Annotated in this window: 26 protein-coding genes; 6 read left to right on the forward strand and 20 right to left on the reverse strand. The window is 71.3% G+C overall.

Annotated features, from left to right (window positions below; all coding sequences use genetic code 11):
- Positions 1-158: 158 nt before the first annotated feature.
- The gene (locus ABUW04_RS11265) at positions 159-1,043 is read right to left on the reverse strand and encodes a glutamate racemase (protein WP_380564372.1); all 885 of its coding nucleotides are present in this window, start codon (positions 1,041-1,043) and stop codon (positions 159-161) included.
- A 174-nt stretch (positions 1,044-1,217) separates the two neighbouring features.
- Here ABUW04_RS11265 and ABUW04_RS11270 point away from each other — a divergent pair, with 174 nt between their 5' ends.
- Positions 1,218-1,475, forward strand: coding sequence for a hypothetical protein (locus tag ABUW04_RS11270; protein ID WP_380564373.1), 258 nt, complete (start codon positions 1,218-1,220; stop codon positions 1,473-1,475).
- A gap of 16 nt (positions 1,476-1,491) precedes the next feature.
- Here ABUW04_RS11270 and ABUW04_RS11275 read toward each other — a convergent pair whose 3' ends face one another.
- The 5 genes from ABUW04_RS11275 to ABUW04_RS11295 all read right to left on the reverse strand — a co-directional run bounded on the left by ABUW04_RS11275 (position 1,492) and on the right by ABUW04_RS11295 (position 5,567).
- Positions 1,492-1,809 carry a putative quinol monooxygenase gene (locus tag ABUW04_RS11275; RefSeq protein WP_380564374.1) on the reverse strand — a complete coding sequence of 106 codons (318 nt, stop codon included), beginning with the start codon at positions 1,807-1,809 and terminating at the stop codon, positions 1,492-1,494.
- A 37-nt stretch (positions 1,810-1,846) separates the two neighbouring features.
- Positions 1,847-2,611 (reverse strand): alpha/beta hydrolase family protein, encoded by a 765-nt coding sequence (locus tag ABUW04_RS11280; protein WP_232242763.1) that lies wholly within the window; start codon positions 2,609-2,611, stop codon positions 1,847-1,849.
- A gap of 72 nt (positions 2,612-2,683) precedes the next feature.
- On the reverse strand, positions 2,684-4,216 hold the full coding sequence (locus tag ABUW04_RS11285) for an FMN-binding glutamate synthase family protein (RefSeq protein WP_380564375.1): 1,533 nt from the start codon (positions 4,214-4,216) through the stop codon (positions 2,684-2,686).
- A gap of 113 nt (positions 4,217-4,329) precedes the next feature.
- On the reverse strand, positions 4,330-4,836 hold the full coding sequence (locus ABUW04_RS11290; RefSeq protein WP_380564376.1) for a hypothetical protein: 507 nt from the start codon (positions 4,834-4,836) through the stop codon (positions 4,330-4,332).
- 77 nt (positions 4,837-4,913) lie between these two features.
- Positions 4,914-5,567 (reverse strand): class I SAM-dependent methyltransferase, encoded by a 654-nt coding sequence (locus ABUW04_RS11295; RefSeq protein WP_380564377.1) that lies wholly within the window; start codon positions 5,565-5,567, stop codon positions 4,914-4,916.
- A gap of 254 nt (positions 5,568-5,821) precedes the next feature.
- Here ABUW04_RS11295 and ABUW04_RS11300 point away from each other — a divergent pair, with 254 nt between their 5' ends.
- Positions 5,822-6,610, forward strand: coding sequence for a trypsin-like serine peptidase (locus ABUW04_RS11300; protein ID WP_380564378.1), 789 nt, complete (start codon positions 5,822-5,824; stop codon positions 6,608-6,610).
- A 19-nt stretch (positions 6,611-6,629) separates the two neighbouring features.
- Here ABUW04_RS11300 and ABUW04_RS11305 read toward each other — a convergent pair whose 3' ends face one another.
- The 4 genes from ABUW04_RS11305 to ABUW04_RS11320 form a co-directional block, all read right to left on the reverse strand.
- On the reverse strand, positions 6,630-7,379 hold the full coding sequence (locus ABUW04_RS11305; RefSeq protein WP_380564379.1) for a class I SAM-dependent methyltransferase: 750 nt from the start codon (positions 7,377-7,379) through the stop codon (positions 6,630-6,632).
- A 264-nt stretch (positions 7,380-7,643) separates the two neighbouring features.
- Complete coding sequence (locus tag ABUW04_RS11310; protein WP_380564380.1) at positions 7,644-8,567, reverse strand: NADP-dependent oxidoreductase; 924 nt, start codon at positions 8,565-8,567, stop codon at positions 7,644-7,646.
- A 122-nt stretch (positions 8,568-8,689) separates the two neighbouring features.
- The gene (locus tag ABUW04_RS11315) at positions 8,690-9,190 is read right to left on the reverse strand and encodes a MarR family winged helix-turn-helix transcriptional regulator (RefSeq protein ID WP_380564381.1); all 501 of its coding nucleotides are present in this window, start codon (positions 9,188-9,190) and stop codon (positions 8,690-8,692) included.
- 93 nt (positions 9,191-9,283) lie between these two features.
- Positions 9,284-10,054, reverse strand: a complete 771-nt coding sequence (locus ABUW04_RS11320) for an SDR family NAD(P)-dependent oxidoreductase (RefSeq protein ID WP_380564382.1) — start codon at positions 10,052-10,054, stop codon at positions 9,284-9,286.
- A 240-nt stretch (positions 10,055-10,294) separates the two neighbouring features.
- Here ABUW04_RS11320 and ABUW04_RS11325 point away from each other — a divergent pair, with 240 nt between their 5' ends.
- The gene (locus tag ABUW04_RS11325; RefSeq protein WP_380564383.1) at positions 10,295-10,735 is read left to right on the forward strand and encodes a winged helix-turn-helix transcriptional regulator; all 441 of its coding nucleotides are present in this window, start codon (positions 10,295-10,297) and stop codon (positions 10,733-10,735) included.
- A 33-nt stretch (positions 10,736-10,768) separates the two neighbouring features.
- Here ABUW04_RS11325 and ABUW04_RS11330 read toward each other — a convergent pair whose 3' ends face one another.
- Positions 10,769-11,608: an SDR family oxidoreductase gene (locus tag ABUW04_RS11330; protein ID WP_380564384.1), complete on the reverse strand. Its 840-nt coding sequence runs from the start codon at positions 11,606-11,608 to the stop codon at positions 10,769-10,771.
- Positions 11,609-11,699: 91 nt separating this feature from the next.
- Here ABUW04_RS11330 and ABUW04_RS11335 point away from each other — a divergent pair, with 91 nt between their 5' ends.
- On the forward strand, positions 11,700-12,071 hold the full coding sequence (locus ABUW04_RS11335) for a winged helix-turn-helix transcriptional regulator (RefSeq protein WP_380564385.1): 372 nt from the start codon (positions 11,700-11,702) through the stop codon (positions 12,069-12,071).
- Between the two features lie 261 nt (positions 12,072-12,332).
- Here ABUW04_RS11335 and ABUW04_RS11340 read toward each other — a convergent pair whose 3' ends face one another.
- The 5 genes from ABUW04_RS11340 to ABUW04_RS11360 all read right to left on the reverse strand — a co-directional run bounded on the left by ABUW04_RS11340 (position 12,333) and on the right by ABUW04_RS11360 (position 18,995).
- Positions 12,333-13,181 (reverse strand): alpha/beta fold hydrolase, encoded by an 849-nt coding sequence (locus ABUW04_RS11340; protein ID WP_380564386.1) that lies wholly within the window; start codon positions 13,179-13,181, stop codon positions 12,333-12,335.
- A 173-nt stretch (positions 13,182-13,354) separates the two neighbouring features.
- Complete coding sequence (locus ABUW04_RS11345; protein ID WP_380564387.1) at positions 13,355-14,851, reverse strand: MFS transporter; 1,497 nt, start codon at positions 14,849-14,851, stop codon at positions 13,355-13,357.
- Positions 14,848-15,657 carry an alpha/beta fold hydrolase gene (locus tag ABUW04_RS11350; protein WP_380564388.1) on the reverse strand — a complete coding sequence of 270 codons (810 nt, stop codon included), beginning with the start codon at positions 15,655-15,657 and terminating at the stop codon, positions 14,848-14,850. Before ABUW04_RS11350 ends, ABUW04_RS11345 begins: the two co-directional genes overlap by 4 nt.
- A 47-nt stretch (positions 15,658-15,704) precedes the next feature.
- A complete protein-coding gene (locus ABUW04_RS11355; RefSeq protein WP_030264922.1) occupies positions 15,705-16,163 on the reverse strand; it encodes a cupin domain-containing protein in 459 nt (152 codons plus the stop codon).
- A 129-nt stretch (positions 16,164-16,292) separates the two neighbouring features.
- On the reverse strand, positions 16,293-18,995 hold the full coding sequence (locus tag ABUW04_RS11360; RefSeq protein WP_380564389.1) for a helix-turn-helix transcriptional regulator: 2,703 nt from the start codon (positions 18,993-18,995) through the stop codon (positions 16,293-16,295).
- Positions 18,996-19,186: 191 nt separating this feature from the next.
- On the opposite strand from ABUW04_RS11360, the gene ABUW04_RS11365 reads away from it, so the two are divergent.
- Positions 19,187-19,870: an alpha/beta fold hydrolase gene (locus ABUW04_RS11365; RefSeq protein WP_380564390.1), complete on the forward strand. Its 684-nt coding sequence runs from the start codon at positions 19,187-19,189 to the stop codon at positions 19,868-19,870.
- 69 nt (positions 19,871-19,939) lie between these two features.
- On the opposite strand, the gene ABUW04_RS11370 is transcribed toward ABUW04_RS11365, so the two are convergent.
- The 3 genes from ABUW04_RS11370 to ABUW04_RS11380 all read right to left on the reverse strand — a co-directional run bounded on the left by ABUW04_RS11370 (position 19,940) and on the right by ABUW04_RS11380 (position 22,355).
- Positions 19,940-20,863: an alpha/beta hydrolase gene (locus ABUW04_RS11370; protein WP_037598018.1), complete on the reverse strand. Its 924-nt coding sequence runs from the start codon at positions 20,861-20,863 to the stop codon at positions 19,940-19,942.
- Positions 20,864-20,899: 36 nt separating this feature from the next.
- A complete protein-coding gene (locus ABUW04_RS11375; protein WP_380564391.1) occupies positions 20,900-21,934 on the reverse strand; it encodes a zinc-binding dehydrogenase in 1,035 nt (344 codons plus the stop codon).
- 100 nt (positions 21,935-22,034) lie between these two features.
- Complete coding sequence (locus tag ABUW04_RS11380; RefSeq protein WP_380564392.1) at positions 22,035-22,355, reverse strand: carboxymuconolactone decarboxylase family protein; 321 nt, start codon at positions 22,353-22,355, stop codon at positions 22,035-22,037.
- Between the two features lie 218 nt (positions 22,356-22,573).
- On the opposite strand from ABUW04_RS11380, the gene ABUW04_RS11385 reads away from it, so the two are divergent.
- Complete coding sequence (locus ABUW04_RS11385; protein ID WP_380564393.1) at positions 22,574-23,482, forward strand: helix-turn-helix transcriptional regulator; 909 nt, start codon at positions 22,574-22,576, stop codon at positions 23,480-23,482.
- 22 nt (positions 23,483-23,504) lie between these two features.
- Here ABUW04_RS11385 and ABUW04_RS11390 read toward each other — a convergent pair whose 3' ends face one another.
- Complete coding sequence (locus ABUW04_RS11390; RefSeq protein ID WP_380564394.1) at positions 23,505-26,546, reverse strand: aminotransferase; 3,042 nt, start codon at positions 26,544-26,546, stop codon at positions 23,505-23,507.
- Positions 26,547-26,586 lie beyond the last annotated feature (40 nt).

A 26,586-nucleotide genomic window follows, 5' to 3' on the forward strand; every position in this document is an offset into this window, starting at 1 on the left:
AGCCGTACTGTTCGAGGGTTTGTGACACGCGGGGCATGCGGTCCTCCGAGGGACGCAGAGGCAGGGTGTTCGACACCGCAGCCGTGCGCCCGCGCCCGGGCCGGAGATTGAGGGGAGTTCACCCGCATGAGTTGCCGCTGGACCCGAGCGCTGGGCTGCTATTGCCTCCCTACCGGTCGTGTCGTTGGCAGGGGCGCCTGCAGGAGTTGGCCGTGCGGATATGCCAGCGCCGCTTCGGGCAGCGACTCCACCCGCCCGCTGCGCAATACGGTGAGACAGCCTGTCGGAGGAGCATCGAGCCGGGGCTGCAATCCAAGGCGTGTCAGGGCTTGGACGGCCAGGGTCTCGGCGGAACCGTAGAGGGTGGGAGCAGTCCGGCTTCCCCGTTGCAGCGCTGTCTGGATCTGAGGGGTGACAAGCTCGTAGTGGGTGCAGGCAAGCACGACCGACCGCACGTCGCCCGGGGTGCGGTCGGCAGCCGCGGCGATAGCGTTCGTCACCGCCTCGGGGTCCGCACGTTCGATGGCATCTGACAGCCCATGGCAGGCGACCCTTGCCACCGGCACGTCAGGGGCGGAACGCCGGAGCAGCTCGTCCAGTTGCGGACTGCGGACACCGGTCGGCGTGCCCCACACCGCGAAAGCGCCGCCTGCCGCCGCCGCGGCCTGGACTGATGGAAGCGTACCGAGTACCGGCATCTCGGGCCCCAAGGACTCCTGTATCGCCGGCAGGGCATGAAGAGTGGCCGCGTTGCAGGCGACGATCAGCAGATCGGGCTGCTCGGCCGCGGCTGAACTCGCCACCAGAAGCGCACGCGCCGTCAGGTCCTCGGGAGTGCGTACTCCCCAGGGCATCCCATCCGGATCGGTGGCGAGTACAAGGTCCGCGTCAGGACGAAGACGTCGAAGCTCGGACGCCGTGGCCAGCATCCCCATCCCCACATCCATGACGGCGATTCGCGGCGGCCGGACCCCGGTCCCCGGCCTCAGCGCCTGCGATCCCTGCGCAGGCAGTGCAGTGCTTCCATCCAGGTTCTTCAGCACGGACTCTCCCCTTCCGACATCACGCCCAGAGTCTGGCGGCGAGAGCGGGGGAGAAGACAGATCCAATCGACCTGAAGTGGCCCGCACAACCGGCCGGGGGACGCAACGGACCCCCGCTGCGAAGGGCACCAGGTGGGTCGGGAACGGGTTGTGTGGGGCGGGCGTCCAAGCGGCATGGTGGCGTTCCGTGTGTTGTTCTTCTGTCTGGGGGTCGTTCTCCTCGTGGGTGCGGCGGTGGTCGCGCTGGTTCATGTGGCTGAGCCGGTGCCCGGCATGCACTGCCTGGCGATGCGCCCCACCGGGCTGGGCGTGCCCGATCGGCCCTGTCCGGATGTGAGGTACGTCCGCCATACCGGGATCGCCGTCGGCATGGCCGTGGTCGCCGTCGTGCTGATCGTGGGCAGCCTGTTCGAGCGGCGCCGCCGTTCCTGATGTCGGCGGGCGCCGATCAGGTTCGGTCGTGGACGTAGACGGCGTCGCCGTAGGAGCCTTCCGGCTTCCCGGCCAGCAGCGGGAGCAGACGCTGTGTCACGGCTGCGACGGCGCCGGAACGGGTGGTCGCGTCGTGTGCTGCCCGGTCGGTCCACAGCTGCGTCATCCAGATGGTGTCCGGGTCCTCGGGCGCCGTGTTGATGCTGTAGGTCAGCAGGCCGCTGTCGTCGCCGCCGGCCCTGAACCCCTCGTGGAGCAGGGCGATCAGCTCGTCGCGCCGTCCGGGCAGTGCGGTCATCCGTCCGTAGACGCTGAACATGTGCGCATCCGACATGCGTTCACCCCTCCCGCTGGAGCCGTCCGCGCCCAGCCTACGCGCCGGGCCGGGTCGACGTGTTGATGTACTGGTCGGCCCAGGCGCTGATGATGTGGGCGGCGCGCTGAGCCTGTCCGCGCGCGGTCAGGAGGTGGTCGGCGCCTTCGAGCGAGACGAAGCTGCGCGGGTGGCGGGCCTCGCGGAAGATCTCCCCGGCGTTGGCGATGTCGACGGTGTCGTCGGTCGGCGAGTGCAGCACGATCAGCGGCAGGTCCAGCTCGCGGATCCGGTCGCGGAGGTGGGCCTGGCGGACGTCGTCGACGAAGGCGCGCTTGAGGACCAGGGTCCTGCCGCCGACGAACCACTCGTGCGACCCCTCGCTGAGCACCCGGTCCACCACCGCGTCGTACTGTCGCTCGACGTGGCTGGGGTCGGCGGGCGCCCCGATGGTGGCGACCGCGCGAACGCCGGGCGCCTCGGCGGCCGCGGCGATGGCGGCTGCGCCGCCCCAGGAGTGCCCCACCAGCAGCTCCGCCGGCGTGCCCCGCTCCGCCATCAGGGCGGCCGCGCGGACGGTGTCCTGGACCTTGACGGTGAAGGACCCGTCGCCCCAGTCGCCGGCGGAGTCGCCGATCCCGAGGTTGTCGTAGCGCAGCATGCCGATCCCCTCGCGGGCCAGCTGCTTGCTGACCCGCGAGGCGGCCGGGGAGTTCCGGCCGAGGGTGAATCCGTGCACGAAGAGGCCCCAGCCCCGGACCTCGCCCTCGGGAAGGTCGATCGAACCGGCCAGTTCGGGTCCGACGACGCTCTTGAATCTCACTTCTTCGGGCACGTTGTGATCACTCCGGCAGAACGGTGTCGGTGGGCTGGGGGCGGACGGGCCGAGGGCGGGTCACCGGCTCGGCTCGGCGGCGGCGAGCAGCGCGGTGAGCTCGTCGGCCAGCTGCGGGCCGAGCTCGCCCCAGCCGTCCTTGTAACCGTAGACGCCGGCCAGGGTGCGGGCCTCGTAGTCGCCGTTGAGGATCTCGATGTCGTCGGCGGTGATGAAGCCGGGGTGGGCGACGCCGACCGCGCCGGAGACCTTCAGCAGCTCCTTGCGCAGGGTGCGCAGGTAGGCAGCGGTCCGGGTGGACTTCGAGGCCGGGTCCAGGCCGCGGGTCAGCCACGGGTTCTGGGTGGCGATGCCGGTGGGGCACTTGTCGGTGTGGCACTTCTGCGACTGGATGCAGCCGATCGACAGCATCGCCTCGCGGGCCACGTTGATCATGTCGGCGCCCAGGGCGAAGGCGACCGCGGCGTTCTCGGGCAGGCCGAGTTTGCCGGAGCCGATGAAGGTCAGCTGGTCGGTCAGCCCAAGCTCGGCGAAGGTGCCGTAGACCCGGGAGAAGCCCATCCGGAACGGCAGTGACACCGAGTCGGCGAAGATCCGCGGCGCGGCCCCGGTGCCGCCCTCGCTGCCGTCGACGGTGACGAAGTCGACGCCGCGGTCGCCGCGCTCCATCAGGGTGGCCAGCTCCTGCCAGAAGCCCATCTCCCCGACCGCGCTCTTGACCCCGACCGGCAGACCGGTCTCGGCGGCGAGCAGTTCGACGAAGTCGAGCATCGAGTCGACGTCGCCGAAGGCGCTGTGCCGCGAGGGGGAGGCGCAGTCCTTGCCGGCCGGGATGCCGCGGATCGCCGCGATCTCCGAGGTCACCTTGGCGCCCGGGAGCATCCCGCCCAGCCCCGGCTTGGCGCCCTGGGAGAGCTTGATCTCGATCGCCCTGACCGGGGCGCTCGCCACCACGTCCTTGAGCCTGTCCAGGTTGAAGCTGCCGTCCTCGTTGCGGCAGCCGAAGTAGCCGGTGCCGATCTGCAGGACGATGTCGCCGCCGTTGCGGTGGTACGGCGACAGGCCACCCTCGCCGGTGTTGTGCATGGTGCCCGCCAGCGCCGCCCCCTTGTTCAGGGCGGTGATGGCGGCGCCGGACAGCGATCCGAAGCTCATCGCCGATATGTTCACCGCGCTGGCCGGCCGGAACGCCTTGGCGCGCCCGCGCGGACCGCCCAGCACCTTGGCCGACGGCAGCGGCGCCTGCGGGTCGTGCGCGTCCGGCAGGGCGCCGGCGGCGAAGGTGCGCTGCTTGATGTAAGCGTGACCCTGCACGTGCTCGACGTCGACCTCGGTGCCGAAGCCGAAGTAGTTGTTCTCCTCCTTCGCCGACGCGTAGATCCAGCTGCGCTGGTCACGGCTGAAGGGGCGCTCCTCCTCGTTGGAGGTCACGATGTACTGCCGCAGTTCAGGGCCGATGGTCTCCAGCGCGTACCGGGCGTGCCCGATCACCGGGAAGTTCCGGAGCAGCGCGTGCCGCTTCTGAACGAGGTCGCGGGCTGCCACCACTGCCACTGCTGCCGCGGCGACCGCGCCGATCCTCCGGACGTGCATGAACGTTCCTCCTTGGGGCACGGCTGCGTCGCCATGGTGCGAGAGGAATCGTAGGAGGTCACGTGGACGGTCCCGCGCTCAGGGTGCTGTCCGCCGTTTTGCGGCGGCGGCCGCTACCGGGGGGCTTCGGGGAGCTCGGCGAGCCGCTTCAGATTCAGCAGCTGGCGGCGGGCCATGACCAGGTCGCCCAGCGACAGCCCGACCGCCACCAGCGGGTTGACCTGCATGACGACCTTGAGCAGCAGCCGCGTCCGATCCGGCGACTCCGGGACCAGCACGTAGGACAGGTAGCCGCCCATGATCCGTCCCGTCAGCTGCACTCCCTGCTCGACCGCCATGATGCGGCCCCGCTTCCGGCCGGCGGCCGTCGTGAACGCCTCCCCGACCTGCGGCTCCGACAGCTCCACCAGCCTCTGCGGCGACCGCCGGAAGCCGTTGTCGATCCAGTCGTAGGCGTACGGAGCGACTCTGATCTGCATCACCCACGGCCACACCCGCTCAGCCGGCGTCTCGATCGTCACCCCACGCCACGCACGCAGTGCCGGCCGATCCACGAACCGGTCGCAGGGGTACTCCCGCGCGACCTCCTCCTCGCGGACGCCCCAACGGTCACCGATCACCTGGCCATCCTCCCTTCGGCCCAGCCGTACCGACAGACCCCGGCCCCAACCCGCAGGAGGGCATCCGGACTTCGCGCTCAGCCGGGTGCGTCGGGCGAGTCCTGCGCCTGGAGTACCAGGGAACTCCACCGGACCCCGTCCCGGCCGTGGAGATCGGAACGCTCGCTGCTCAGGACCGTCCGCAGGCCGTGTGCTGCACCCAGTTCGACCGTCTCGGCGGCGGACACCTCGAACATGTGGCGACCGTCGGGCACCGGGCCGTGGCGGAGGTTGACGAAGAACCGGCCGCCGGGCACCAGCAAGGCGGCGATCCTGGCCATCGCATCCCCGCGTTCCTCCGCGTCCAGATGCATCCACACCGCAGTGGCGAAGACCGCGTCGAAGCGCCCCGGGCACTGGCGAAGCGTCAGGGCGGGAACAACGTCGTCAACCCACTCGATCGCGGCGCCGGCATGGATGCGCTGTCCGTGCGCCCGCAGCTCCGCCGTCGGTTCGACCGCCACGACGTTGTGGCCCAGGGCCGCCAACGCGGCCGCATCGCGCCCCGTACCCGCGCCGACGTCGAGGATCCGCGCGGGCCCGGTGGGCACCAGGCTCAGCACGTCGTGGTGGACCTCGCCGAAAGTGACCTCCTCGTACTGGACCGCCAGCAGGTCCGCCGCCCGGGCGTACCCGGCGGTTCCCCGGGCCCGGACGATGCCGGCCGCGCCGGCGCTCAATCGATCACTCATGGCCGAAGACTACCGACCTGCGGATTCCTGGTCCCTGATGCACGGTCGGTTGCGCCGTGCGGGTGGCGCTCGGTCGACATGTCGGTTTTGGCTGAGGCGCTGACTCGACGGACTGCTTGTGTTGGGCGATGTCGATGTTCCACCTGCCCGGACGGGCGAGGCTCCGACGCGGGACGCTCGCCGCGGCTGTCGTCACGGCCGCCGCCGCCCTTCTCGCTGCTGCTCCCGTGCCGGACTGCGGTGCTGCCCAAACGGTGTCCGTCACCGCCGATGCGCAGGCGCCCGTCGGCGGGCCCTCGTCGGTGCCCCACCTGCGTCCGGCCGGGAAGCCGTTCCGAGTGGCGGGGCGGGCCCCGGCGCTGCACGACGCGGTGTCCAGCGGAGCGCAGGCGGGGCCCGACCCGAGGATCGGCCTGCTCTACTACAAGGACTCGGACGGCGACGAGTCGATCTGTACCGCGACCACCATGCCCAGCCGCCGTCACAACCTGATCGTCACCGCGGGCCACTGCCTGATGGACCGTGGCTCGTTGCGGTACTTCACCGGCTTCGTGTTCATCCCCGCCTACCGCAAGGGTCAGAAGTTCGCCTACGGCGCCTTCAAGGGCCGCCGGGCCTGGGTCAACCACGGCTGGGGGGAGAGCGGGGACTACCGGGACGACTTCGGGTTCGTGGAGCTGGACCCTGACGCGCACGGACACCAGGTCGGCAACGTGGTGGGGGAGTACGGCATGGAGGCCAACCAGGGTTACCTCAACCCGCGAACCGTGTGGGGCTACGAGGGTCTCAACGGTCCGGACGAGTGCTTCGGCGACACCCGGCTCTTCCTCCCGCCGCCCGACGACCGCATCCGCATGGACTGCCGGGGCTACATCAAGGGGTCCAGCGGCGGCCCGTGGTTCGACGAGTACAGCCGGTCCGTGCCCAAGGGCTGGGTCGACGGAGTGATCAGCACATGGCCCAGCCCGAAGGACCACAACGGCATCCTCTCGCCCTACTTCGGCGACTCGATCGTGACCCTGTACGAGTACGTCGACCAGTGAGGGCGCGCCGTCCGCGGGCTCAGGCCAGGCGGGGGATGCGGAAGGAGTGGGTCAGGTAGGCCATCTCCACCTCTGCGCGGTCGGCGAGGTCGGGGTGGTTCGCCAGCAGGGCGCGGACCTCGGCGAGCAGTGCGGTGCGCTCCGGCTCCGGCAGGACGATCACGTAGCTGCGGGACTCGACCAGTTCGACGACCTGAGCCGGGGTCATGGCGACGGTCCACTCGTGGGTGCGGTGCTCGACCGGTCCGAACAGGTCGGGACGGGCGGCGAAGCCGTCCACGCCGACGCCGGTGGTGGGTACGCCACCGGCCGAGTCCAGCAGCCGACCCAGCTCGGCGACCCAGGGGCGGCGCTCGTCGCGGTCGTTCCACACCAGGCCGACCGTCCCGCCCGGGCGCAGCACCCGGGCGGCCTCGGGGACGGCCCGGTCGGTGTCGACCCAGTGCCACGCCTGGGCCACCAGCAGCGCGTCCGCACTCGCGTCCGGCAGCGGCAGCGACTCCGCCGAGCCGGCCAGCGCGCGGGCCTGGGGCACCGCGTGGACCAACTGCTCACGCATGCCCTCCGAGGGCTCCACCGCGGTGACCTCGAAGCCGCGCCCGACCAGTGCACGGGTGAGCTTGCCGGTGCCCGCGCCCAGGTCGATCACATGCTCGGGCGCGTCGGGCAGCAGCCAGGAAAGGGCCTCCGCCGGATACTCCGGCCGACTCCGTTCGTAGGCGGCGGCTGCGGCACCGAAGGACGCGGCGTGGGCGGTACGGTCGATCAAGGCGGACTCCGTTCACCAAGGGCTCGGAAGGCCAGGCGCTGTCAGGAGCACCAGGCCCAGGCACACCTTACCCATGGCACGGTGGGTCGGGATCCGGGAGCTGTTCGGTGCCCGTCCGCCCTGGCGCGGCTGCTGATGACTGTCGTCCAAGGCCTGGCCGTCCAGGCGGCCGCAGGGGCGTCGCGGGAGCAACTGCGGGGTGTCGCCGACCAGATGATGGTCTGCCTCGCTCTGGGGGAGGACTGACGGTTCGGCCCGGCGCGGTCAGGGCCTGAGGACGATCTTGCCGTGGGTGTGGCGGCGTTCGAGCTCGGTGTACGCCTCGCGGACCTGCGTGAGCGGATAGACGTTGGCGATCGGCACCTCGATCCGGCCGTCGGCGATCAGCGTGGCCAGTTCGGCGAGGATCTGGGCGCCGGGACCTGCTTCTGCTCCTCCGACGGTCTTCACGCCGTGCTTCGCGGCGGCGGCGAAGTCGGCGATGGTGTCGATGCGCTCGGTGGCGACGCCGAGGGTGAGGGCCAGGTCGACGTAGCCGCTGCCGTGGGTGTCGATGAAGGCGTCCACGCCGCCGGGCGTGACCGCCCTGATCCGGTCCTCGACGCCTTCACCGTAGGCGACCGGGATGACGCCGTGGCTGCGGAGCCACGCGTGGTTGCCCTCGCCGGCCAGGCCGATGACGGTGGCTCCGGTGCGGCGTGCGAGCTGGACGGCGAGCGAGCCGACGCCGCCTGCGGCTCCGGAGACGACGACGGTCTCGCCTTCCTTCAGTTGGACCGAATGCACCGCGCCCCAAGCGGTGACGCCGACGACGTACAGGCTGCCGGCCACCTCCCATGGCACCTTCGCCGGCTTGCGGGTGAGGTCACCGGCCTCGACCAGGACCAGCTCGGCCTGGGAGGCGCGCTTGTTGCTGAACCCGATCACTTCGTCGCCGCGTGCGTGTCCCTCGACGCCTGCGCCGACCTCTTCGATGATCCCGGCGAGGTCGCTGCCCTGTCCGGACGGGAAGGTCGACGGGAAGATGTGTACCACCGCACCGGTGCGGATCGCCGCCTCACTGGGATTGATACCGGCCGCCTTCACCCGCACGAGGACCTGCCCGTCGCCGGGTACCGGTCGCTCCACCTCGTCGACCCGAAGAACGTCGATCCCGCCGAACCCGTCGTACCTGACCGCCTTGGGCATGATCCTCACGCCTCTCTTCGGCTGACCTGTTTGTTTCCATGTCAACAACTCTGGCCGTCACGCTGCGCCGCAGAAGAGTTACATGTCAACGAAATGAGAGAGCCGGCGTCAGGGGGACCGGCCTACTCGGCAGTGTTCCCCTCCGAGTCGTGAGCCCCGCTGAGGCGGTGTTGCGCGTGGTAGTGGTCGTCGATGGCCTCGGTGATGCCGATCAGGGCGTCGAGTTGCTCCGGGGACAGCACGTCGGCGAAGCAGTGGCGGATGCCGTCCACCCAGGCGGGCCAGGCGGCGTCGAACGCGGCCTGGCCCGCATCGGTCATCACGACGTCGTAGCCACGGGCGTCGCCCTCGCTCGGCGCACGCGTGACCGTGCCGCGGGTCTCCATCCGGGAGATCTGGCGCGAGAGCCGGCTCCGCTCCCAGTGCACGGCGGCGGCCAGGTCACGGGCGCGCTGCCTGCGCTCCGGGATCCTGGAGAGTCTGAGCAGGACCACGAACTCCGCCTCGGTCAGCCCGAAGTCCCGGGCCAGCCGACGCGCGAGCACCTCGTTGACCTCGATGCGCATGCGTTGGAACCCGATCCAGGCCCGGGTCTCCCGCTCGCTCAGTCGCTCCTGCTCCATGCCGTCGAGCCTATCCAGGTTGTCGGCGCGCAAGGCCGGCGGCTCGGTTCGCTCCCTGGGCGGCCGTCCGCGCCCTGACCGCGGGCCGTCTCGCTACTCCCGCATGGTCACGCCGCCGTCCACGGACAGGATCTGGCCGGTGATCCATTCGGCTTCTGCGGACAGCAGGAAGACGATCATGTTCGCGATGTCCTCGGGCTCGCCGAGCCGGGGGAGCGCGGTCTTCTCCAGCAGGGCCTGGCGGATCTCGGGAGGTGTTCCGGTGCGGACGTTCTCGGTGAGGACGACCCCGGGGGCGACGGCGTTGACCCGGATGTTCTTCTTGCCCCAGGTGTGCGCGGTGTGGCGGGTGAGCGCGTGCAGGGCGATCTTGGACGAGGCGTAGGCGGTCAGCCACTCCTCGCGCTGCCACGCGGCCAGTGAGGACACGTTGACGATCGAGCCGCCGCCCGCGGAGACCAGCGCGGGCAGGCTCTCGCGGATCACCAGACCGGTGCCGATGACGTTGATCTTCATCATTTCGGCCCACACCTCGGGGTCCATGGTGTCGACGCCCTGGTCGCGCGCGGACAGGTCCGCGCTGACGGCGGCGGCCACGTTGGCGACGCCGTCGAGCCGGCCGAAGTGGTCGGTGGCCCGGGCGATCAGGGAGATGACGGAGTCCGCGTCCCTGAGGTCGAACCGGACCGTGAGCAGCCGGTCGGCCGCGTCCCCGGCCTGCTCGCGGGTACGCGCGAGCTTGTCCGGGCTGCTGCCTGCGGCGACCACCCGGGCGCCCTCGGCCAGCAGTCGCTGCACGGTGACCGCGCCTATGCCTGATCCGCCGCCGGTGACGATGAAGACCTTGTCCTTGAGCCCTTCCATGACCGGGCACATCCTTTCGGCTCGTGAGGGTGCTGCGCCGGTTCGGCGGGCGGGAACCGTGCCGGGGCGGTGGGACGGGAATACGCCTGGGATGCCCGGTGGTTGCCGACCTGTGCGCGGAGCGCAGCCGCTTCGACCAGGGCGTTGGCGCCTGGTGCGCAAGCCCACTGTGCACGAGTGCGAAAAGGGTTACAAAAGGTACTTTTATGTTCCTGGGGGGCCAGTGAAAGGGCGTCATCCGTGAGTTCCCATGAGGGCCGGCCGGCCCCCGCGGCCGAGGCGCGGGTGAACGTACTGCCACTCTCGGGCCCGTGCGCACGCTGGGACGAGCGGGAGGTGGACTTCATCCGCGAGACCCTCGACCTGGTGGGCGACAAGTGGAGCATGCTGGTCATCGGCGCCCTGGCGGTCGGCGACGCCCGTTATTCGGATCTCGACACCATGATCCCCGCCATCTCCCGGCGCATGCTCACCCTCACCCTCAAGCGCCTCCAGCGCAGCGGACTGGTCGACCGCACCTCCCACCCGGAGGTGCCGCCCCGCGTCGAGTACTCCCTCACCGGCCTCGGTGCCTCGCTGCTCTCCGCCATCCAGCACCTGGCCGCCTGGTCCGCCGAACAGCGCGCCGAGATCCGACGCCACCAGGACGCGTACGACAGGAGCGCCACCCGCACCGCGTGACGTGCCGTGCGGTGCGAGTGGCGCTGGCCGGTCTCAGCGGAAGGCGGCGATGTTGCGGGCGGCCCAGGCGGCGAACGGGTGCGGGGCGCGGCCGAGGATCCGTTGGACGTCCGGGCTGATGCGCAGCTCGGCGGGGTTCGGGGAGCCGAGGATGGTCAAGGTGTCCTCGGCGAGTTCGGCCGGCATGCTGCGGGCCATGGCGGCCTTGGCTTCGTCGCGGGTGAGCTCGTGGAACCGCACCGGCGTGCCCAGTGCGGCGCTGATGGCCTCTGCCTGCTGGCGCGGTGTGATCACCTGAGGGCCGGTCAGCTCGTATATGCCGCCCGCGTGCCGGTCCTCCAGCAGGCACGCCGCTGCGGCCTCGGCGATGTCCACCGGGTCGATGATCGGCACCCCGACATCGCCGAAGGGCGCGGCGACGAGACGCTGGGTGCGGACGGACTCGGCCCACCACAGTGCGTTGGAGGCGAAGCCGCCGGGCCGCAGGATGGCCCATTCCAGGCTGGATTCCCGCAGCGCGTCCTCCACGGCGCGCACCGCGATCCGGGTTGCGCCGAACGGCCTGGTTGCCACGCCTTGCGTGGAGAGCAGGACGACCCGGCGGACCCCGGCGGCCTCGGCCTGGCCGATGATGTCGGCCGGGCGGGCCGTAGCGGCGTGCAGGTCGCCGGACAGCAGCAGGAACAGCGCCTTCGCTCCGGCCAACGCGGGCTCCAGGCCGGTCGGCGCGGTCAGGTCGGCCGCCATGTGCCGGACTCCGTCCGGCAGTTGGGCCGCATGGCGTGACACCGCCGTCACCTGCTGACCCGCCTCGGCCAGCGCCAGCGTCAACGGCCGGCCGACATTCCCGGTAGCCCCGGTCACCACGATCATGAGCAGCTCCTTGTCTCAGGTCCTCTGTGGTCCTCACGCTAGGAGCCGGGCTTACTTCCAGTAAGGACATACCCGGAGGTAAGCTCCTCACATGTCGGGAGGCGTGCAGCCCACACGGGCCGAGGTGGACAAGCGGTATGACGTGTTTCACACCGACTGCCCAGCCCGCGATGTGGTCGACCATGTCACCAGCAGATGGGGCGTCTGGGTGTTGATCTCCTTGCGGAGCAACAGTCTTCGGTTCTACGAGCTGCGCGAGAGCATCCAGGGGATCAGCGAGAAGATGCTCGCCCAGACCCTGCGCGCGCTGGTCCAGGACGGCCTGGTCTGGCGCCAGGTCGAACCGACGACCCCGCCCCAGGTCACCTACGGGCTGACCGAGTTCGGTGGGGACGTGGGCGAGCCGCTGTCGGAGCTGTTCGACCGCATCACGCGACGCCTGTCGCCGAGCGATACGGGGTGACGGCGGCCGTGGGCATCGCCGGCGCGGTGGGGAACCTCCCCGCAGGGCGCCGAACTGCCCACGAGGAAACCGTCATCGGCTTAGGCGAAAACCTGCCTTGCCCCGGCGCCGGCGCGAGCACAACCTGGGCCCATGGGGGACACCAGTGAGGCACCCTGGGACGCCCGACCCTGCGAGCGGACCTGCCAGGGCTGCCGTGCCACCGGACCGGACGTCCGACGACCCCGCTTCCCGGACGCTCCGATGCGCCTGTCGCTGGTGTCAGCTGACCGCCTCGGCGGCGTCCACGATGAGGCCGGCGACGGCCTTGGGGTGGCTGAGCATCGCGACGTGGGACGAGTGCGGTACCTCGACGACCTTGCGCGCGTTGGCGCGGGCGTACATCCAGCGTTCGCAGGCCGGCGGGATGGCCTTGTCGCGGCCGGCGACCAGCCCCCACACCGGGATGGTCTTCCAGGCTGCGGCGGTGGTGGGGTAGGTGAAGGAGGCGGCGTCGAAGGGGCGCTGGGTGGCCTGGAGGACCTGGAAGGCGGTGGTGGAGATGTCGGCGGCGAAGGCCGCCTGGCCGTCCTTGCTGAGGTACAGGTCGGTGCCGGTGGTGCCGTCGGCCTTGGTGTAGGGGACCGGGACGCTCACCGGCAGGACCTCGCTGCCGGGGAACTTGTTGATGAGGTCCCCTTGGGTCTCGCCGACGTCGGGCACGAACGCCGAGATGTAGACCAGTGCTTTGACGTTGGCCTTGCCGGCGGCGGCGTTGGTGATGACCGTGCCGCCCATGGAGTGGGCGACCAGCACGACCGGTCCGCTGATGGAGTCCAGCAGGCTGGCGATGTACGGGGCGTCGGTCGGAATGCCGCGCAGCGGGTTGGCTCCGCAGATCGTGGTGTAGCCCTTGCACTGCAGTTCCGCGATGGTGGCGTTCCAGCAGGACGAGTCGGCGTAGCCGCCGTGCACCAACACGATCGTGGGCTTCACCTTGGACTCTCCCTTGCCGCTACCGGTCGGGGCCGCCGCGGCGGCCGTTCCCTCGGAGCCGGCCACCAGTGCCGCCGACCCGGCCAGCGCCGCTCCGGCGGCCAGTACCTGACGACGGGAAACTTCTGTACTCATGGGGCTCCTCGCGCATGGTGGGTAAGAGAGGGCCGGACGGAGAGTGCGCCGATCGTGAACGGCCCGGCTCGATCCGTCTGGCGTGCCACCGATAGTAGGAGCAGCGCTTTTGCAGCGGCTTCAGTAATTTGACCTAGACTCCGCGGCCCGCGGTGGGGATCCTTGACGGGCCGTCAAGCTGCCGCGGCGCCCCGTACACCGGGCGTGCTGGGGGCGCTGACCGCCGGGGGGACGGGATCGGTCGGGAAGCGTGCGGCGACCCGGGTGGCGGTGGCGGTGGCGCGGCGGGTGGTGATCGCCAGGCCCGTCGCTGCGATCAGCAGTCCGCTGGCGGCCAGGATCCACCAGCCCGGGTGGCTGGCGGCGGCGAGCCCCGCGTGGCCCGCACTCGCGGTGCGGGCGGCGACGATCGAGCCCAGGACGGCCACGCCGAGGTTGTTGCCGACCTGGCGGCCGGTGGTGCTGATCGCGGCGGACACCCCGGCCTGGGCGCGGGGCATGCCGGCCACGGCGGAGCTGGTGATCGGGGCGTTGACCAGGCCGAAGCCGATGCCCAGCAGGACGTAGGCGGTGAGCAGGACCGCCCACGGCGTGGTCGCGGTGAGCCCGGTCAGCGTGAGCGCGGCGGCGGTGATCAGCAGGCCTGCGGCCACCAGCGGCAGCCGTGGCCCGCGGGTGGCGGTCAGGCGCCCGGACAGCGGGGAGGCGATCGCGATGCCGGCCGCCATGGGGACGGTCAGCAGGCCCGCGTGCAGGGCGCTGCAGCCGCGTACCTGCTGCAGGTACAGGGTGTTGAGGAACAGGAAGCCCGACAGCACGACGAATGCGGTGACGGCGACGAGGAAGGAGCCGGTGAACGGGATCGATCGGAAGAACGCCGGGTCGATCAGCGGCTGTTCGCGTCGGCGTTCGTAGCCGGGCAGCACCACGGCGGCGGCTGCGGCCAGGAGGAACAGGCCGATGATGGGGGCGCTGCGGTAGCCCTGACGCGAGCCTTCGATGATCGCGAAGATCAGCGAGCCCAGGACGGTGACGACCAGCAGTTGGCCGACCGGGTCCGGGCGTCGTGGCGCTGCGGCTCGGGATTCGGGGACGAACACGGCGGCGAGTGCCAGGGCGGCCAGGCCGATCGGGATGTTGATCCAGAAGATCGAGCGCCAGCCGGCTGAGGCGACCAGCAGGCCGCCGACCACCGGTCCTGCGGCCAGGGACAGGCCGACGGTGGTGCCCCAGAGTCCGATGGCTCGGGCGCGTTCGCGCGGATCGGGGAAGGCGTGGGTGATGATCGACAGGGCGACGGGGTTGAGCATGCTGGCGCCCAGGCCCTGGACGATGCGGAAGGCGATCAGCCAGCCCAGGGAGGGCGCCAGGGAGCAGGCCAGTGAGCCGGTGGTGAACAGGGCCAGTCCGGTCTGGAAGACCCGGCGTCGTCCGATCCGGTCGGCGGTGGATCCGGCGAGGAGCATGAAGGCGGCTACCGCGAGGGTGTAGCCGTCGACGGTCCACTGCAGCCCGCTGACGGGGGCGTGCAGGTCGCGGCCGACGGCGGGGAGGGCGACGTTGACGGCGGTGGTGTCCAGGGCGGTGATCAGCAGGCTCAGGCAGCACACCGCCAGGACGAACCCTGCGCGCCGACGGTCGCCGTCGGTCGGGCTCGGGTGGGTGGTCATCGGCCGGCGAGGACGGAGGCGTCGGTACCGGCGCTGTCCCGGATCGCGTGGATGACCTGGTCGGGGGTCTCCAGCTGCGGGGAGTGGCCGGTCTTGGGGAGGAGCTGGAAGCGGGCCGTGGGGATCGCGGCGGCGTAGGCGCGTCCGTAGTGGGTGTCGACGATTCCGTCGCTCTCGCCCCACAGCACCAGGGTGGGGATGTCCAGGGATGCGAGGCGCCCGGCGAGGGTGGGGTCGGTCATGGCGGTGCCTGCGTAGGTGGCGATGGCGGCTCGGTTGCCGGCGGCGACGGCCTGCGCGGCGGGGGGCAGGGTGGTGGGGTCGATGCGGAACGGTGCGGGGTTGTGGAAGCTGAGCTGGAAGACCTGGTCCATGGTCAGGGAGAAGAAGTCGGCGACGGGGTGGCCGGGGACCTCGATGCCGACGGCGTCGATCAGGACGATGCCGCTGACCCGCGGCGACTTCAGCAGTGCGATCTCAGCGGTGATCCAGCCGCCGATCGAGTTGCCGACGACGGTGACATCGGCCAGGTCCAGCTGGTCGACCAGCGCGCCGTAGAGTGCGGCCAGGCCGGCGATGGAAGCCAGGGCCTCGGGCCGCTCGGTTCCGCCGAAGCCGGGGTGGGTCGGGACGAGTACGCGCACGCCGTGGGCGGCGGCGAACTTCTCGGCGAAGCCGGTGACCGACTGCGGGCCGGCGCCGCCGTGCAGCAGCAGGAACGGCTGCCCGGAGCCGAAGTCGGCGACGGACACCTCGACCGGGCCGGTGCCGGCGAGCGGGACGGTGTACAGCGTGGTGGTGTTCACGACGTTCTCCTCGGTCATTGCTGCGGGCGGTCTGGAGGTACGTGCTTTCAGGCGAAGTCGGTGGCCGGCTCGGTGGCGTAGCGGCTCATCGCCTCGACAGTCGACTCGGGGGTGAGCGGCCGGCCGCCGGCGATCATGTCGCCCAGGTCCCGGAAGTAGTTGACGTACAGGTCCGGGGTGAAGGTGTTGAGCAGCACCGTGACGCCGTCGGTCGGGTTGGCGAAGGTGTGCGGGGCGCCGGGCGGGATCATGACCAGCGTTCCGGCGGGGGCGTCGTAGTCGGTCTCGCCGACGGTGAACCGGGCCGCGCCGGAGACGACGTAGAAGCCCTCGTCGTGCCGGGCGTGCCGGTGCTGCGGCGGTCCGTCGGTGTGCGGGGCGAGGGTGATCTCGCCGATGCCCAGACGGTGGTTGGTGGTGCTGCCGTCCTCCAGGATCCGCATCACGGTCGGGCCGAGCTGGATCGACTCACCGGCGTCCGGGCCGGTCACGGATACGTCTGTCATGTGAACCTCCAGAAGAGAGAGCCACCGTTGTGAGGGTTGGCTCTCATGAATATAGGCGGCCCGCCACCTTCATGCAAGTCGACTCTCATAACGAGAAGACGTATTCCTTGACTGGCGCTAGGAGCAGACTCAGGCTCTCGTCGGCGGTGGCAACTCGCCGAGCGCGTCCCGGAGTGCCGCTCGCGAACTGATGCCGAGCTTGGGGAACAGGTGGTACAGGTGGGAGCTCACCGTGCGGGGGGAGAGGTACAGCCGTTCGCCGATCTGCTTGTTCGTCAGGCCGGCGGCGGCCAGCGCGGCGATTTCGCGCTCCTGCGGGGTCAGCGGGGCGGCCGGCCCGGAGGCCGGATGGGCGGCGGGTGCCCCGCTCGCGCGGAGCTCGGCGCGCACCCGCGCCGCCCAAGGGGAGGCGCCGAGTCGCTCGAAGGTGTCGAGGGCGATCGTCAGCTGGTGCCGGGCCGCTGAGGCGGACTTGGCCCGGCGAAGTCGTTCGGCGTAGGCAAGTCGGATCCGCGCCTGTGCGAACGGCCAACGGCTCGCTCCCGGGATCGCCAGCGCGGTGTCGAACGCCTCGCGGAACGACGCGGCCGACGCGGTCATCCCGGTCGCACCGGCCGCGATCAGGGCGAGCCGGGGCGAGAGGTCGGCGACTCCTGACCGATGGATGTCGGCGACATGCGCTCGCGCCTCCGCCATCCGCCCGGCTCTGACGGCCGCCTCGACGAGGTCGAGCAGGACCCACAGTGCCGCGGGTTTGTAGCCGGGCACTGTCTCGGGCGAGCAGATCTCGACCGCGTGACGGTAGGCGGTCTCGAACTCCCCGCTGCTCAGCGCGTCGACGGCCTTCGCATGGGCGGCGAGTTGGAGCACGAAGCCGATGCGGTTCGGCGCTCCCCAGGCAACCAGGCCGTCGGCAAGACGACGGACGGTCTCGCGATCACCGCGGGCGGCAGCGACCATTGCCCGGTCGTACTGCAGGAATCCGCCGAGCAGTCGGTAGTCGTGCCGGATCGTGAAGGTGAGCCCCTCGTCGACCAGTTGGAGCACACCGTCCCAGTCGCCGCTGAGTACACCGTCGAACCCCAGGAGCGCGAACGCCTTGATCGCCGACGCGACCGCGCCGCCGCTGCGGCCGTGCTCGATCACCCGCCACAGCGCGCTGCGGCATCCGGCGATCCGGTCCACGTACATCGCCGCGATGCCCAGCCGCACGGCGTGGGCGTGATCGGCCTGCTCGCCGATGCCGGCGATCGCCTCGTCGAGCGGTCGGAGCGAGGGCCCCGCCCGTCGCGCGGGCTCCAGGAACGTGTTGCCGAGCAGGGCCAGGGCCTCCGGGAGCTCGAGATCGAGCCGATCGAGGGCGGCCCAGTAATCGTCCACCAACTCGGTGCGGGACCCGAAGGAGCAGTTCGCCTGCAGGACGTAGACGATCTCGCTGAGCGGTGCGTCCCAAGCCGCGTTCGACCGGCCGACCTTGCGCAGCGCGCCGAGCAGCAGCCGGTGGATGGTGTCGATGTCACCCCCGCTGTTCACCATGTAGGCCGCGGCGGCGACGGCGGTGGCCACCGAAGGGCCCTGCCCGCCGCTTTCGGCGACGAGCGCCCGCGGGTCGGTGAGATCCCCGGTGACATCGGCGCCGAGGTAGGTCGCGAACATGGCGCGGCGGTGATGGTCGTCGGGCCCGGGGCTCAGCTCGGCTGCGCGAAGCAGTAGGCCGATGGCACCGACCGGGTCGCCGCGCCCCTTCGTCCTCAGCGCGGCCTCCTCCAGCAACTGCGCGATCCGCTCGTCCGGCCCAGAGGCAGCCTCCGCGAGATGCCAGGCCCGCCGCTCGGAGCCGTCCGGATGCCGTCCGGCCAGCTGCCGATGGGCCTCGCGCCGTTCCTCCTCGGTCGACAGCTCGACGACCGCGGAACGGGTGAGCGGATGCCGGAACTGGACACCGCGGGTGACCGGATGAATGCGTATCAGCCGGGCACGCTCGGCCGGTTCCAGCTCACCGGCGGAGATCGACGGGAACAGCTCGCCGGTCCCGTCGAGCGCCGCGAGCAGCAGTTGGGCACGCGTCTCGGCCGGCAGCGCGTCGATCCGCCGGGCGAAGGTCAGCTTCAGCCGCCGGCCGACCGGCGTGCGGCCCAGCGGAGGCTCGGCGGCGGGGCCGTCGTGCGCCGGAAGCTCGATCAGCGCCAGCGGGTTGCCCTGGGCCTCGGTGAGCACCTGCCGGGCGGCCCGGGGCGGCAGCTCGGGGAACGCCTCGGTGAGGAGTACCGCTGCGGCGTCGTCGTCCAGCGGTCCGATGGCGATCTCGGCGAGTCCGGCGTCCTCGAACACACTGCCCTCACCGGTGCGCACGACTCCGAGCAGGCCGATGGACGTGCCGCCCAGCCGCCGAGCGAGGATGCCGAACAGGGTGGCGCTCGCCCGGTCGAGCCACTGCAGGTCGTCGACCACCAGCAACAGCGCGGCCCGGTCGGCGGCGGCGGAGAGCAGGGCGAGCAGCGCGTTGGTCAGCGCGAGCCGGTCGGGCGCGGGCCCCTCCGCGAGGCCCACGGCGACGCCGATCGCGCGTCGGGAGTCGGGCGGGAGCACGGCCAGCTCGGCGGCCAGCGGAGCGACCAGCTGGTGGAGCCCCGCGAAGCTCACCTCGGCCTCGAACTCGACGCCGGACGCACGCAGGACCCGTATGCCGAGTTCCGCGGCGTGGGAGGTCGCGGCGTCGAGGAGCGACGTCTTGCCCATGCCCGCCTCGCCGACGACGAGCAGTGAGCCGCCGTCCGCCTCCACGGTGTCGATGAAGCCGTGCAGCACGCCCAGCTCGCGCGCACGCCCCACGAGACCTCTGTTCGACACACTCGACCCCCGACCCGGCACGCTCAGACTCTACTGGGCCCGGCGGCCGTCGAGTCCGGCGCGAAGGACCTGCCGCAGACCAGCGGCCCACCGAGGACAGTCATCTGACGGATTCGCCGCGTCCAGCACGTCCGTAGGTTCGCTCTCGTCCACCAGATCTGGAAGGAGACGCCATGAGCGCAACCATCGTTCTCGTCCACGGCGGTTTTGTCGACGGTGCCGGATGGCGCGGAGTCTACGACGCGCTGACGACCGACGGCTTCGACGTGCGGATCGTGCAGAACCCGACGAAGTCGCTCGCCGACGATGTCGCCGTCACCCGTGACGTGCTCGACGGTGCCACCGGCCCGGTCGTGCTCGTCGGCCACTCGTACGGGGGTGCAGTGATCACCGAGGCCGGCAACCACGACAAGGTCGGGGCGCTCGTCTACGTCACGGCGTTCGCCCCCGACCAGGGCGAGTCGGTCAACACGCTTCTGGGCACGTTCCCGACCGACGGGCCGCAGCCGCCCATCCTGCCGCCGGTCAACGGCTACCTCTTCCTGGACCGCGCCAGGTTCTCCGACTCGTTCGCCGCCGACGTCCCCGCGCAGGAGGCGGCGTTCATGGCCGACTCGCAGGTGCCGTGGGGGTTGGACGCGCTCGGCGGCACGGTGACCAAGGCCGCCTGGCACGCGAAGCCCAGCTGGTACCTGCACGTCACCGACGACCGGATGATCCCGCCCGCCGCGCAGGAGTCGATGGCGCAGCGCATGGGCGCCACCGTCGCCGAGACACCCGGTAGCCATGCGATCTACGTGTCGCAGCCGGGAGTCGTCGCCGACCTGATCAAGAAGGCTGCGGCCACGCTCGCATGACCGCGGGGGCCGCCCGGACACCCCGGGCGGCACTCCGCCGCACGCCGCCACCGTCTGCCGACGGGTGGTTCACAGGTGCTTGGCGAAGAACTCGGTGAGCTTGGCGGCGACCTGGGGGACGTACTCCGGGTTCCAGTACAGGTCGATGTGGGAGGCGCCGTCGAGGACGTGGAGTTCCTTGGGCTCCTTCGCCTTCGCGACCGCGTCCTGGCTGTAGTACAGGGTGTCGGCCTCGGAGCCGGCGATCAGCAGCAGCGGGCGCGGGGAGATCAGCTCGATCCCCTCGAAGGGGAAGAACGCCATCTGCTGGCTGAGGCTGGACAGGGCGAACGTGCCCATGAAGCGGGGGTTCGGGTCGATCTCCGAGTAGTACCTGTAGCCCTCCTGGTACATCATCGGGATCGTCGACAGGTCGTTCATGTCGAACCGGGGGTTGTCGGCGATCAGGGAGAACATCTCGACCTCGCCGCCGGCCGCCTCCCGGGTGCGGGCCGCGCCCGAGCGCTCCAGCAGGCTGGTGCGGTACTCCGCGGTCTGCGCCCCCAGCGGGCCGACGCCGTCACGGCGCGCGGCACCGATGTTGAAGGTGCTCACGCCCGCCACGGCCTTGATCCGCAGCTCGGTCTGCGACACGTTGACCGTGTAGCCGCCGCCCGCGCAGATGCCCAGGGCGCCGATGCGCTCGGGGTCCACGTCCGGGTGGTTGCTCAGGAAGTCCACCGCGCGGCGGATGTCCTCCGTGCGCGCCGAGGGGAACTCGGAGAAGTGCGGCTCGCCGCCGCTCTCACCCTGGTACGAGGCGTCGAACACCAGGGTGACGAAGCCCTGCGCGGACAGCAGCTTCGCGTAGGTGGTGGAGACCTGCTCCTTGACCGCACCGAACGGGTGCGTGATCACGATCGCCGGGTACCGGGTGCCCTGCTCGAAGCCGTCCGGCTGGAACAGGTCGCCGACAACCGTGTTGCCCTTGTTCTGGAAGGTGATGCGTTCCATTGTCTTTCCTTGCCGTGCGGAGTGTGAAGTGCGGTGTCAGGGGCGGATGAGGACCTTGAGGGCCTCGCGGTCGTTCATCAGCCGGTAGCCCTCGGCGGCGTCGTCCAGGGCCACGGTGCGGTCGAAGACCCGGCCGGGGTGGATCTCGCCGTCCAGGATGTGCGGCAGCAGTTCGTCGATGTAGGCGCGGGCGGGCGCTACGCCGCCGGTGAGGGTGATGTTGCGCATGAACTCGGGGAAACCGAACGGCACCTCGGGGTACTGCGGGGCGCCGACCCGGCTGACGGTGCCGCCGTCGCGGACCACGCCGGCCGACTGGACCAGGGCCTCCTTGAGGCCGACGCACTCCAGCACCCGCTCGGTGCCGGTGCCCCCGGTCAGCTCGCGCACGGCGGCGACGCCGTCCTGGCCGCGTGCGGCGACCACGTCGGTGGCGCCGAACTCCCGCCCGAGGTCGGTGCGCTGGGTGTGACGGCCCATCAGGATGATGCGTTCGGCGCCGAGCAGCTTGGCGGCGATGACCGCGGACAGGCCCACCGCACCGTCGCCGATGACGGTGACGCTGTCGCCGGCCGTCACCCCGGCGGTGCGGGCGGCGTGGTAGCCGGTGCACAGCACGTCGGAGAGGGTGAGCAGGTCGGGCAGCAGTTCGGAGTCCTCGCCGACGGGGAGCTTGACCAGGGTGCCGTCCGCCCACGGGATGCGGGCGGCTTCGCCCTGGCCGCCGTCGACCCCGCCGACGCCCCACTGGCCCGCGTGGACGCAGGAGGTGGTCAGGCCGCGGCGGCAGTTCTCGCAGGTGCCGTCCGAGTAGGTGAACGGGACCACGACCAGGTCGCCCGCCTTGACGGTCCGCACCTCGGCGCCGGTGTCCTCGACCACGCCGATGAACTCGTGGCCCATGTGGCGGGGGTTGTCGGTCAGCGGCGCGGACTTGTAGGGCCACAGGTCGCTGCCGCAGACGCAGCCGGCGACGATGCGGATGACCGCGTCGGTGGGCTGCTGGATCTTGGGGTCGGCGACGTCCTCGACGCGGACGTCGCCGGCCTGGTAGAGCAGTGTTGCGCGCATGGTGCCTGTCCTCGGGTGGGTTCTGGGTGGTCGGCGGGTGGGGGCTCGGGGTGCCGGTGGGGCGCGTCGTCGAGGGATCTGCTCGGCGGCGGTGGCCGCCTCACTCCTCGGTGATGGCCTTCAGCTGGGTCATCGCGGACATCGCGTTGGGCCATCCGGCGTAGAAGGCCAGCTGTGTGATCGCGGCCACCAGCTCGTCCTTGCCCAGGCCGTTGGCCAGGGCCAGGCGCAGGTGGGAGTTGAGCTGTTCGGGGCGGTGCAGCGCAGTCAGGGCGGCGACCGTGACCAGGCTGCGGTCCCGCGGCGACAGGCCGGGGTCGGCCCAGACCTGGCCGAAGAGCACCTCGTCGGTCAGCCGCACCAGCTCGGGCGCGGTGTCGCCGAGCAGTTGCTGGGCGCGGGTCGGGCCTTGGTCGCTCATGGGTCGGTGCCTTCGTCTCGGGGTGGTGACCGTCGAAGGGCACGGGCCTTCGCGCGGTGCCGGACGGTGGAGCGGATCGGTGATCTGCTCCTTGTCTAAACCGTGCCCGCCGCGGCGGCCATGCGGCAGGGCGGGCTTTTCCCGGGAGCGCCAAGGGGGGTCTGCTACGGCCCCCCTGGCCTGCGGCGCGGAGCTCGCGCGCGGGCGACACTGGTGCCATGGCACCCGAACGGCAGCAGCACGAGAGCAGCGGCACGGAACTGGGCCGGTTCCTGCGCGCCCGGCGCACCCGGGTCACCCCGGCCGAGGTCGGCTTCACCCCCGGAGCGGGGGTGCGACGCACCCCCGGGCTGCGCCGCGAGGAGGTGGCGGCGCTGGCCGGGGTGAGCATCGACTACTACACCCGGCTGGAACGCGGCCGGGAGACCCGCCCCAGCCTGGCCGTCGTCGAGGCCCTGGGCCGTGCCCTCAAGCTGGACGAGGACGAGCAGAGCCATCTGCGCACCCTGGCGATCCGTGCCGCCCACCACCCGCCGGTGCCCCCGGCCGCCCCCAGCCGCACCGTGAGCCCCAAGGTCAAGCTGCTGCTGGAGAGCCTGCGCCCCAGCCCGGCCTACGTCACCAGTCGCACCCTGGACCTGCTCGCCGCCAACCCGGGCGCGCTCGCGCTGTACACCGGCATCGAGAAGTGGCCGGTACGCCAGCGCAACCTGGCCCGCTACCTGTTCCTGCACCCCCAGGCCCGCGACCTGTACGCCGACTGGTCCACCCAGATCCGCGGCTGCGTCGCGCGGCTCCGGGCGCTGGCCGGCACCGATCCCGACGCCCCCGACCTGGCCGGACTCATCGGCGAACTGCTGCTCAAGAGCCCTGACTTCGCCAAGCTCTGGGACCGCTACGATGTCGCCCGCGCGAGTCACGCACAGAAGCCGAAGACCTTCCACCACCCGCAGGTCGGCGAGATCACCCTCGCCTTCCAGGGCATGCAACTCGAAGGCACACCCGGCCAGCGCCTCGGCGTCTACGTCGCCCAGCCCGGCACCCCCGACCACGACGCCATGATCCTGCTCGACCTGACCGCCCCCCACCCCAGCCCGGACCACACCACCGGCCGGGCCCGCGCCTAGGCCCAGCGCAGGAGCGCTCTCCTCAGTGACCCAGTTCGGTCAGGGCGCGGTCCAGGGTGGCGGTGAAGAAGGTGACGGCGGCCGCGTCGATGCACAGGGGTGGCTTGATCTTGAGGATGTTGAGGTGGTCGCCGGTGGGCTGGACGACGACTCCGAGTTCGAGCATCCGGTCGCACAGTTCGGCCGTCTCCTCGGTGGCCGGTTCCAGCGACTGCCGGTCGCGGACCAGTTCCAGTCCCAGGTAGAGGCCGGACCCGTGGACCGTGCCGACGATCGGGTGCCGTTCGCCGAGGGCCTGCAGGCCGGACTTGAGCAGGGCTCCGCTGCGCAGGGCGTTTCCCTGCAGGTCCTCGTCGCGGAGGATGTCGAGGACGGTGAGGCCGACGGTGCTGGAGACCGGGCTGCCGCCGGTGGAGGAGAAGAAGTAGCCCTGGTCGCGGTAGCGCTCGGCGATCGCCCTGGAGGTGACCACCGCGCCGAGCGGGTGGCCGTTGCCGATGGCCTTGGCCACGCAGACGATGTCGGGCACCACCTGCTGCTGCTCGAACCCCCAGAACCAGTTGCCGAGCCGGCCGTAGCCGACCTGGATCTCGTCCGCGACGGCCAGACCGCCGTGGCGTCGTACCTCGGCGTACACCTCGGCGAGATAGCCGGTGGGCAGCGGGACCCCGCCCGCGTTGCCGTAGTAGGACTCGGCGAGGAAGGCGCCCGGCGGTCGACCGGATGCGGCCAGCTCCGCGATGGCATGCACCGCTTCGGGCGCGTAGCGGGAGGCCTGCGGGCCACGGTGGCGGCCCCGGTAGGAGTTGGGGGAGTCCAGGGTGTGGACCCAGTCAGGTCGGCTGGTGAGCGCGTTGGGGTTGTCCGCGATGGAGGTTGAGACGGCGTCGGAGGCGTAGGTCCAGCCGTGGTAGGCCTCGCGCAGAGCAACCACGTCGTGCTGCCCGGTCGCGCCGATGGCCAGCCGCAGTGCCAGATCGACCGCCTCGGAGCCGGAGTTGACCAGGAACACGGTGTCCAGCGGGTCGGGCAGCAGTCCGGCCAGGCGCTCGGAGAACTCCACCACTGAGGAGTAGTGGAAGCGGGAGTTGGTGTTCAGCCTCCGCAGCTGCCGGGTGACCGCCTCCTCGATGCGGGGGTGGGCGTGGCCGACGGCGGCGACGTTGTTGACGATGTCCAGGTACGACCTGCCCTCGGTGGAGGCCAGGTGGTGGCGCCAGCCCCGTTCGATCCTGGGCGGGGCGGAGTAGTAGTGCCCCTGGACCGTGGCGAACGAGCCTTCCCGTCGTTCCAACAGGCGTTGTTCCGACTGGCGTTGTTCTGACAGTGCTTCCGGTGCGGCCGTGGGCCGGAGTCCGAGCAGGGGAGTGGGGTCCGTGGTGAGCGCCAGCCAGCCGGCCGCGTATTCGGGGCGTACCCGGGCGGGGACGGGCGGTGCGTCGGCCTGGCGGAGCGTCAGGTGGATGCGGGTGCCGGCCGGAAGGGTCATCAGCTCGTCGCCGGCACGCAGCGGCGTTCCGGGGAGCGGGAGTGGGAGCGGGAGTTGGGGTTCGGGCAGGTCGGCGGACCAGGAGAGGTCCAGCAGGTGGGACCGGAAACTGAGGGTGGCCTGGCGCGGGGCCGCGAGCAGCAGGGTTCCGTCGCCGGGGGCGTGCAGGGTGACGGGTGGTCCTGACGGCGCAGTCCTGAGGTCGATGCCGGTGGGGACGGTGACCGGTGAGGTGTCGGCCAGTACGGGTGAGCCGGCCAGCCGGGGCTGGGCGTAGCGGGTGGCGAGGGCCGTGGCGCCTCGGGCGAACAGGGCTGCCGCGAGGCGCTCTTCGGCGTCCGGGGCGAGCCAGGCGCCGCGGTCCATGGCGTCGGCCTCGCAGGAGAGGTCGAGGGGTTCGATGTCGTCCGGGTCCAACTGCGGCACCAGGGGGTGTGCCGGGGTGAAGGTGGGGACCGTTGCCCGGCGGTCCGGGTCCGGGTCCAGGTCCCGGTCCAGGTGTGGGCCCAGTGCGTCGGCGATCAGGCCGGTCATGACGGCCGAAGGAACGCTGGTGGCCTGCTCGAAGATCCTCCACTCGCGGTCGAGCGCGCCCTGGGCATAGGCGTTGTCCCCGTCCACAGCGGCCTGCTGGCGTCCGCTCGCCACCAGGGTGGCGGCGCGGAGTACGACCAGCGGCCACAGCGCCGACACCTCTTCGGGCGTCAGCGGGCGAAGCCGGTGGAAGGCGCGGACGGCGGGCAACAGGTGGTGCGGCTCCATGCCGTCGTGGTGCAACAGCGAGGAGAGACAGATGGCGAGTTCACTGACGGCCCAGCTGTCGGTCAGATCACCGAAGTCGATGACGCCGTCCGGCATGGGGAGGCGGCTGTCCACCGCCTGGACCAGGTTGTCGTCGGTCAGGTCCAGATGCACGGCCTGTCGGGGGAGCCGGTCGGATACCGCGGTGACCTGTGACCAGGCCTCAGCGGTCGCGGCGAGCACTGCGCTGTTGCGAGTCGGCTCAAGGATGTAGGGGCTCAGCAGGGCGACCACGCGGTCGGCGTGGCGCAGGTCCCACTGCAGCACGCGGTCGATGCCCGGGTGCCGGAAGTCGCGCAGTGCGACGCTGACGCTGCCTGCGATCCGGCCCATCGCCGCTACTGCCGGGGGCGAGAGATGGCGGGGGCCGGAGAGGGTTCCGCCGGGCAGGTAGCGGAGCAGTCGGGCGACTGCCTCGCCCTCCTCGGTGGCGACCGTCGCCGTCCGCCGAGCGCCGTCGGGGCCGCGCAGCACGGTGGCTGCCCGCAGCCCCGGGCCGGCTGCCCGGGTGGCGACCCGGTCGGCGGCCTCGTCCTGCGCCTCCGTCTCGGTCCTGCTGAACGCCGGATTTGCGATCTTCAGCACCGCGGCAGGGGTTCCGTCCTCGTGGCGGAGCAGGAAGTTGGCGTCCTGCTGGCTGCCCAGTGACTCGGCGCTGACGGTCAGTCCGAAGGAGGAGGCGGCGATCAGTCGGGCCTGATCCTCGGTCACCCGGGGTACGGGGAGCGCCTGGCGGGTGAAGAAGTCGACGTTGGTGGGGGCGTCGGGGGACATGCCGTGGTCCTTGGTGTGCGTGGGGGAGCGGGGCGGAGGG

This window comes from Streptacidiphilus jeojiensis (assembly GCF_042510965.1).
In the GTDB taxonomy this organism is placed as follows: domain Bacteria; phylum Actinomycetota; class Actinomycetes; order Streptomycetales; family Streptomycetaceae; genus Streptacidiphilus; species Streptacidiphilus jeojiensis.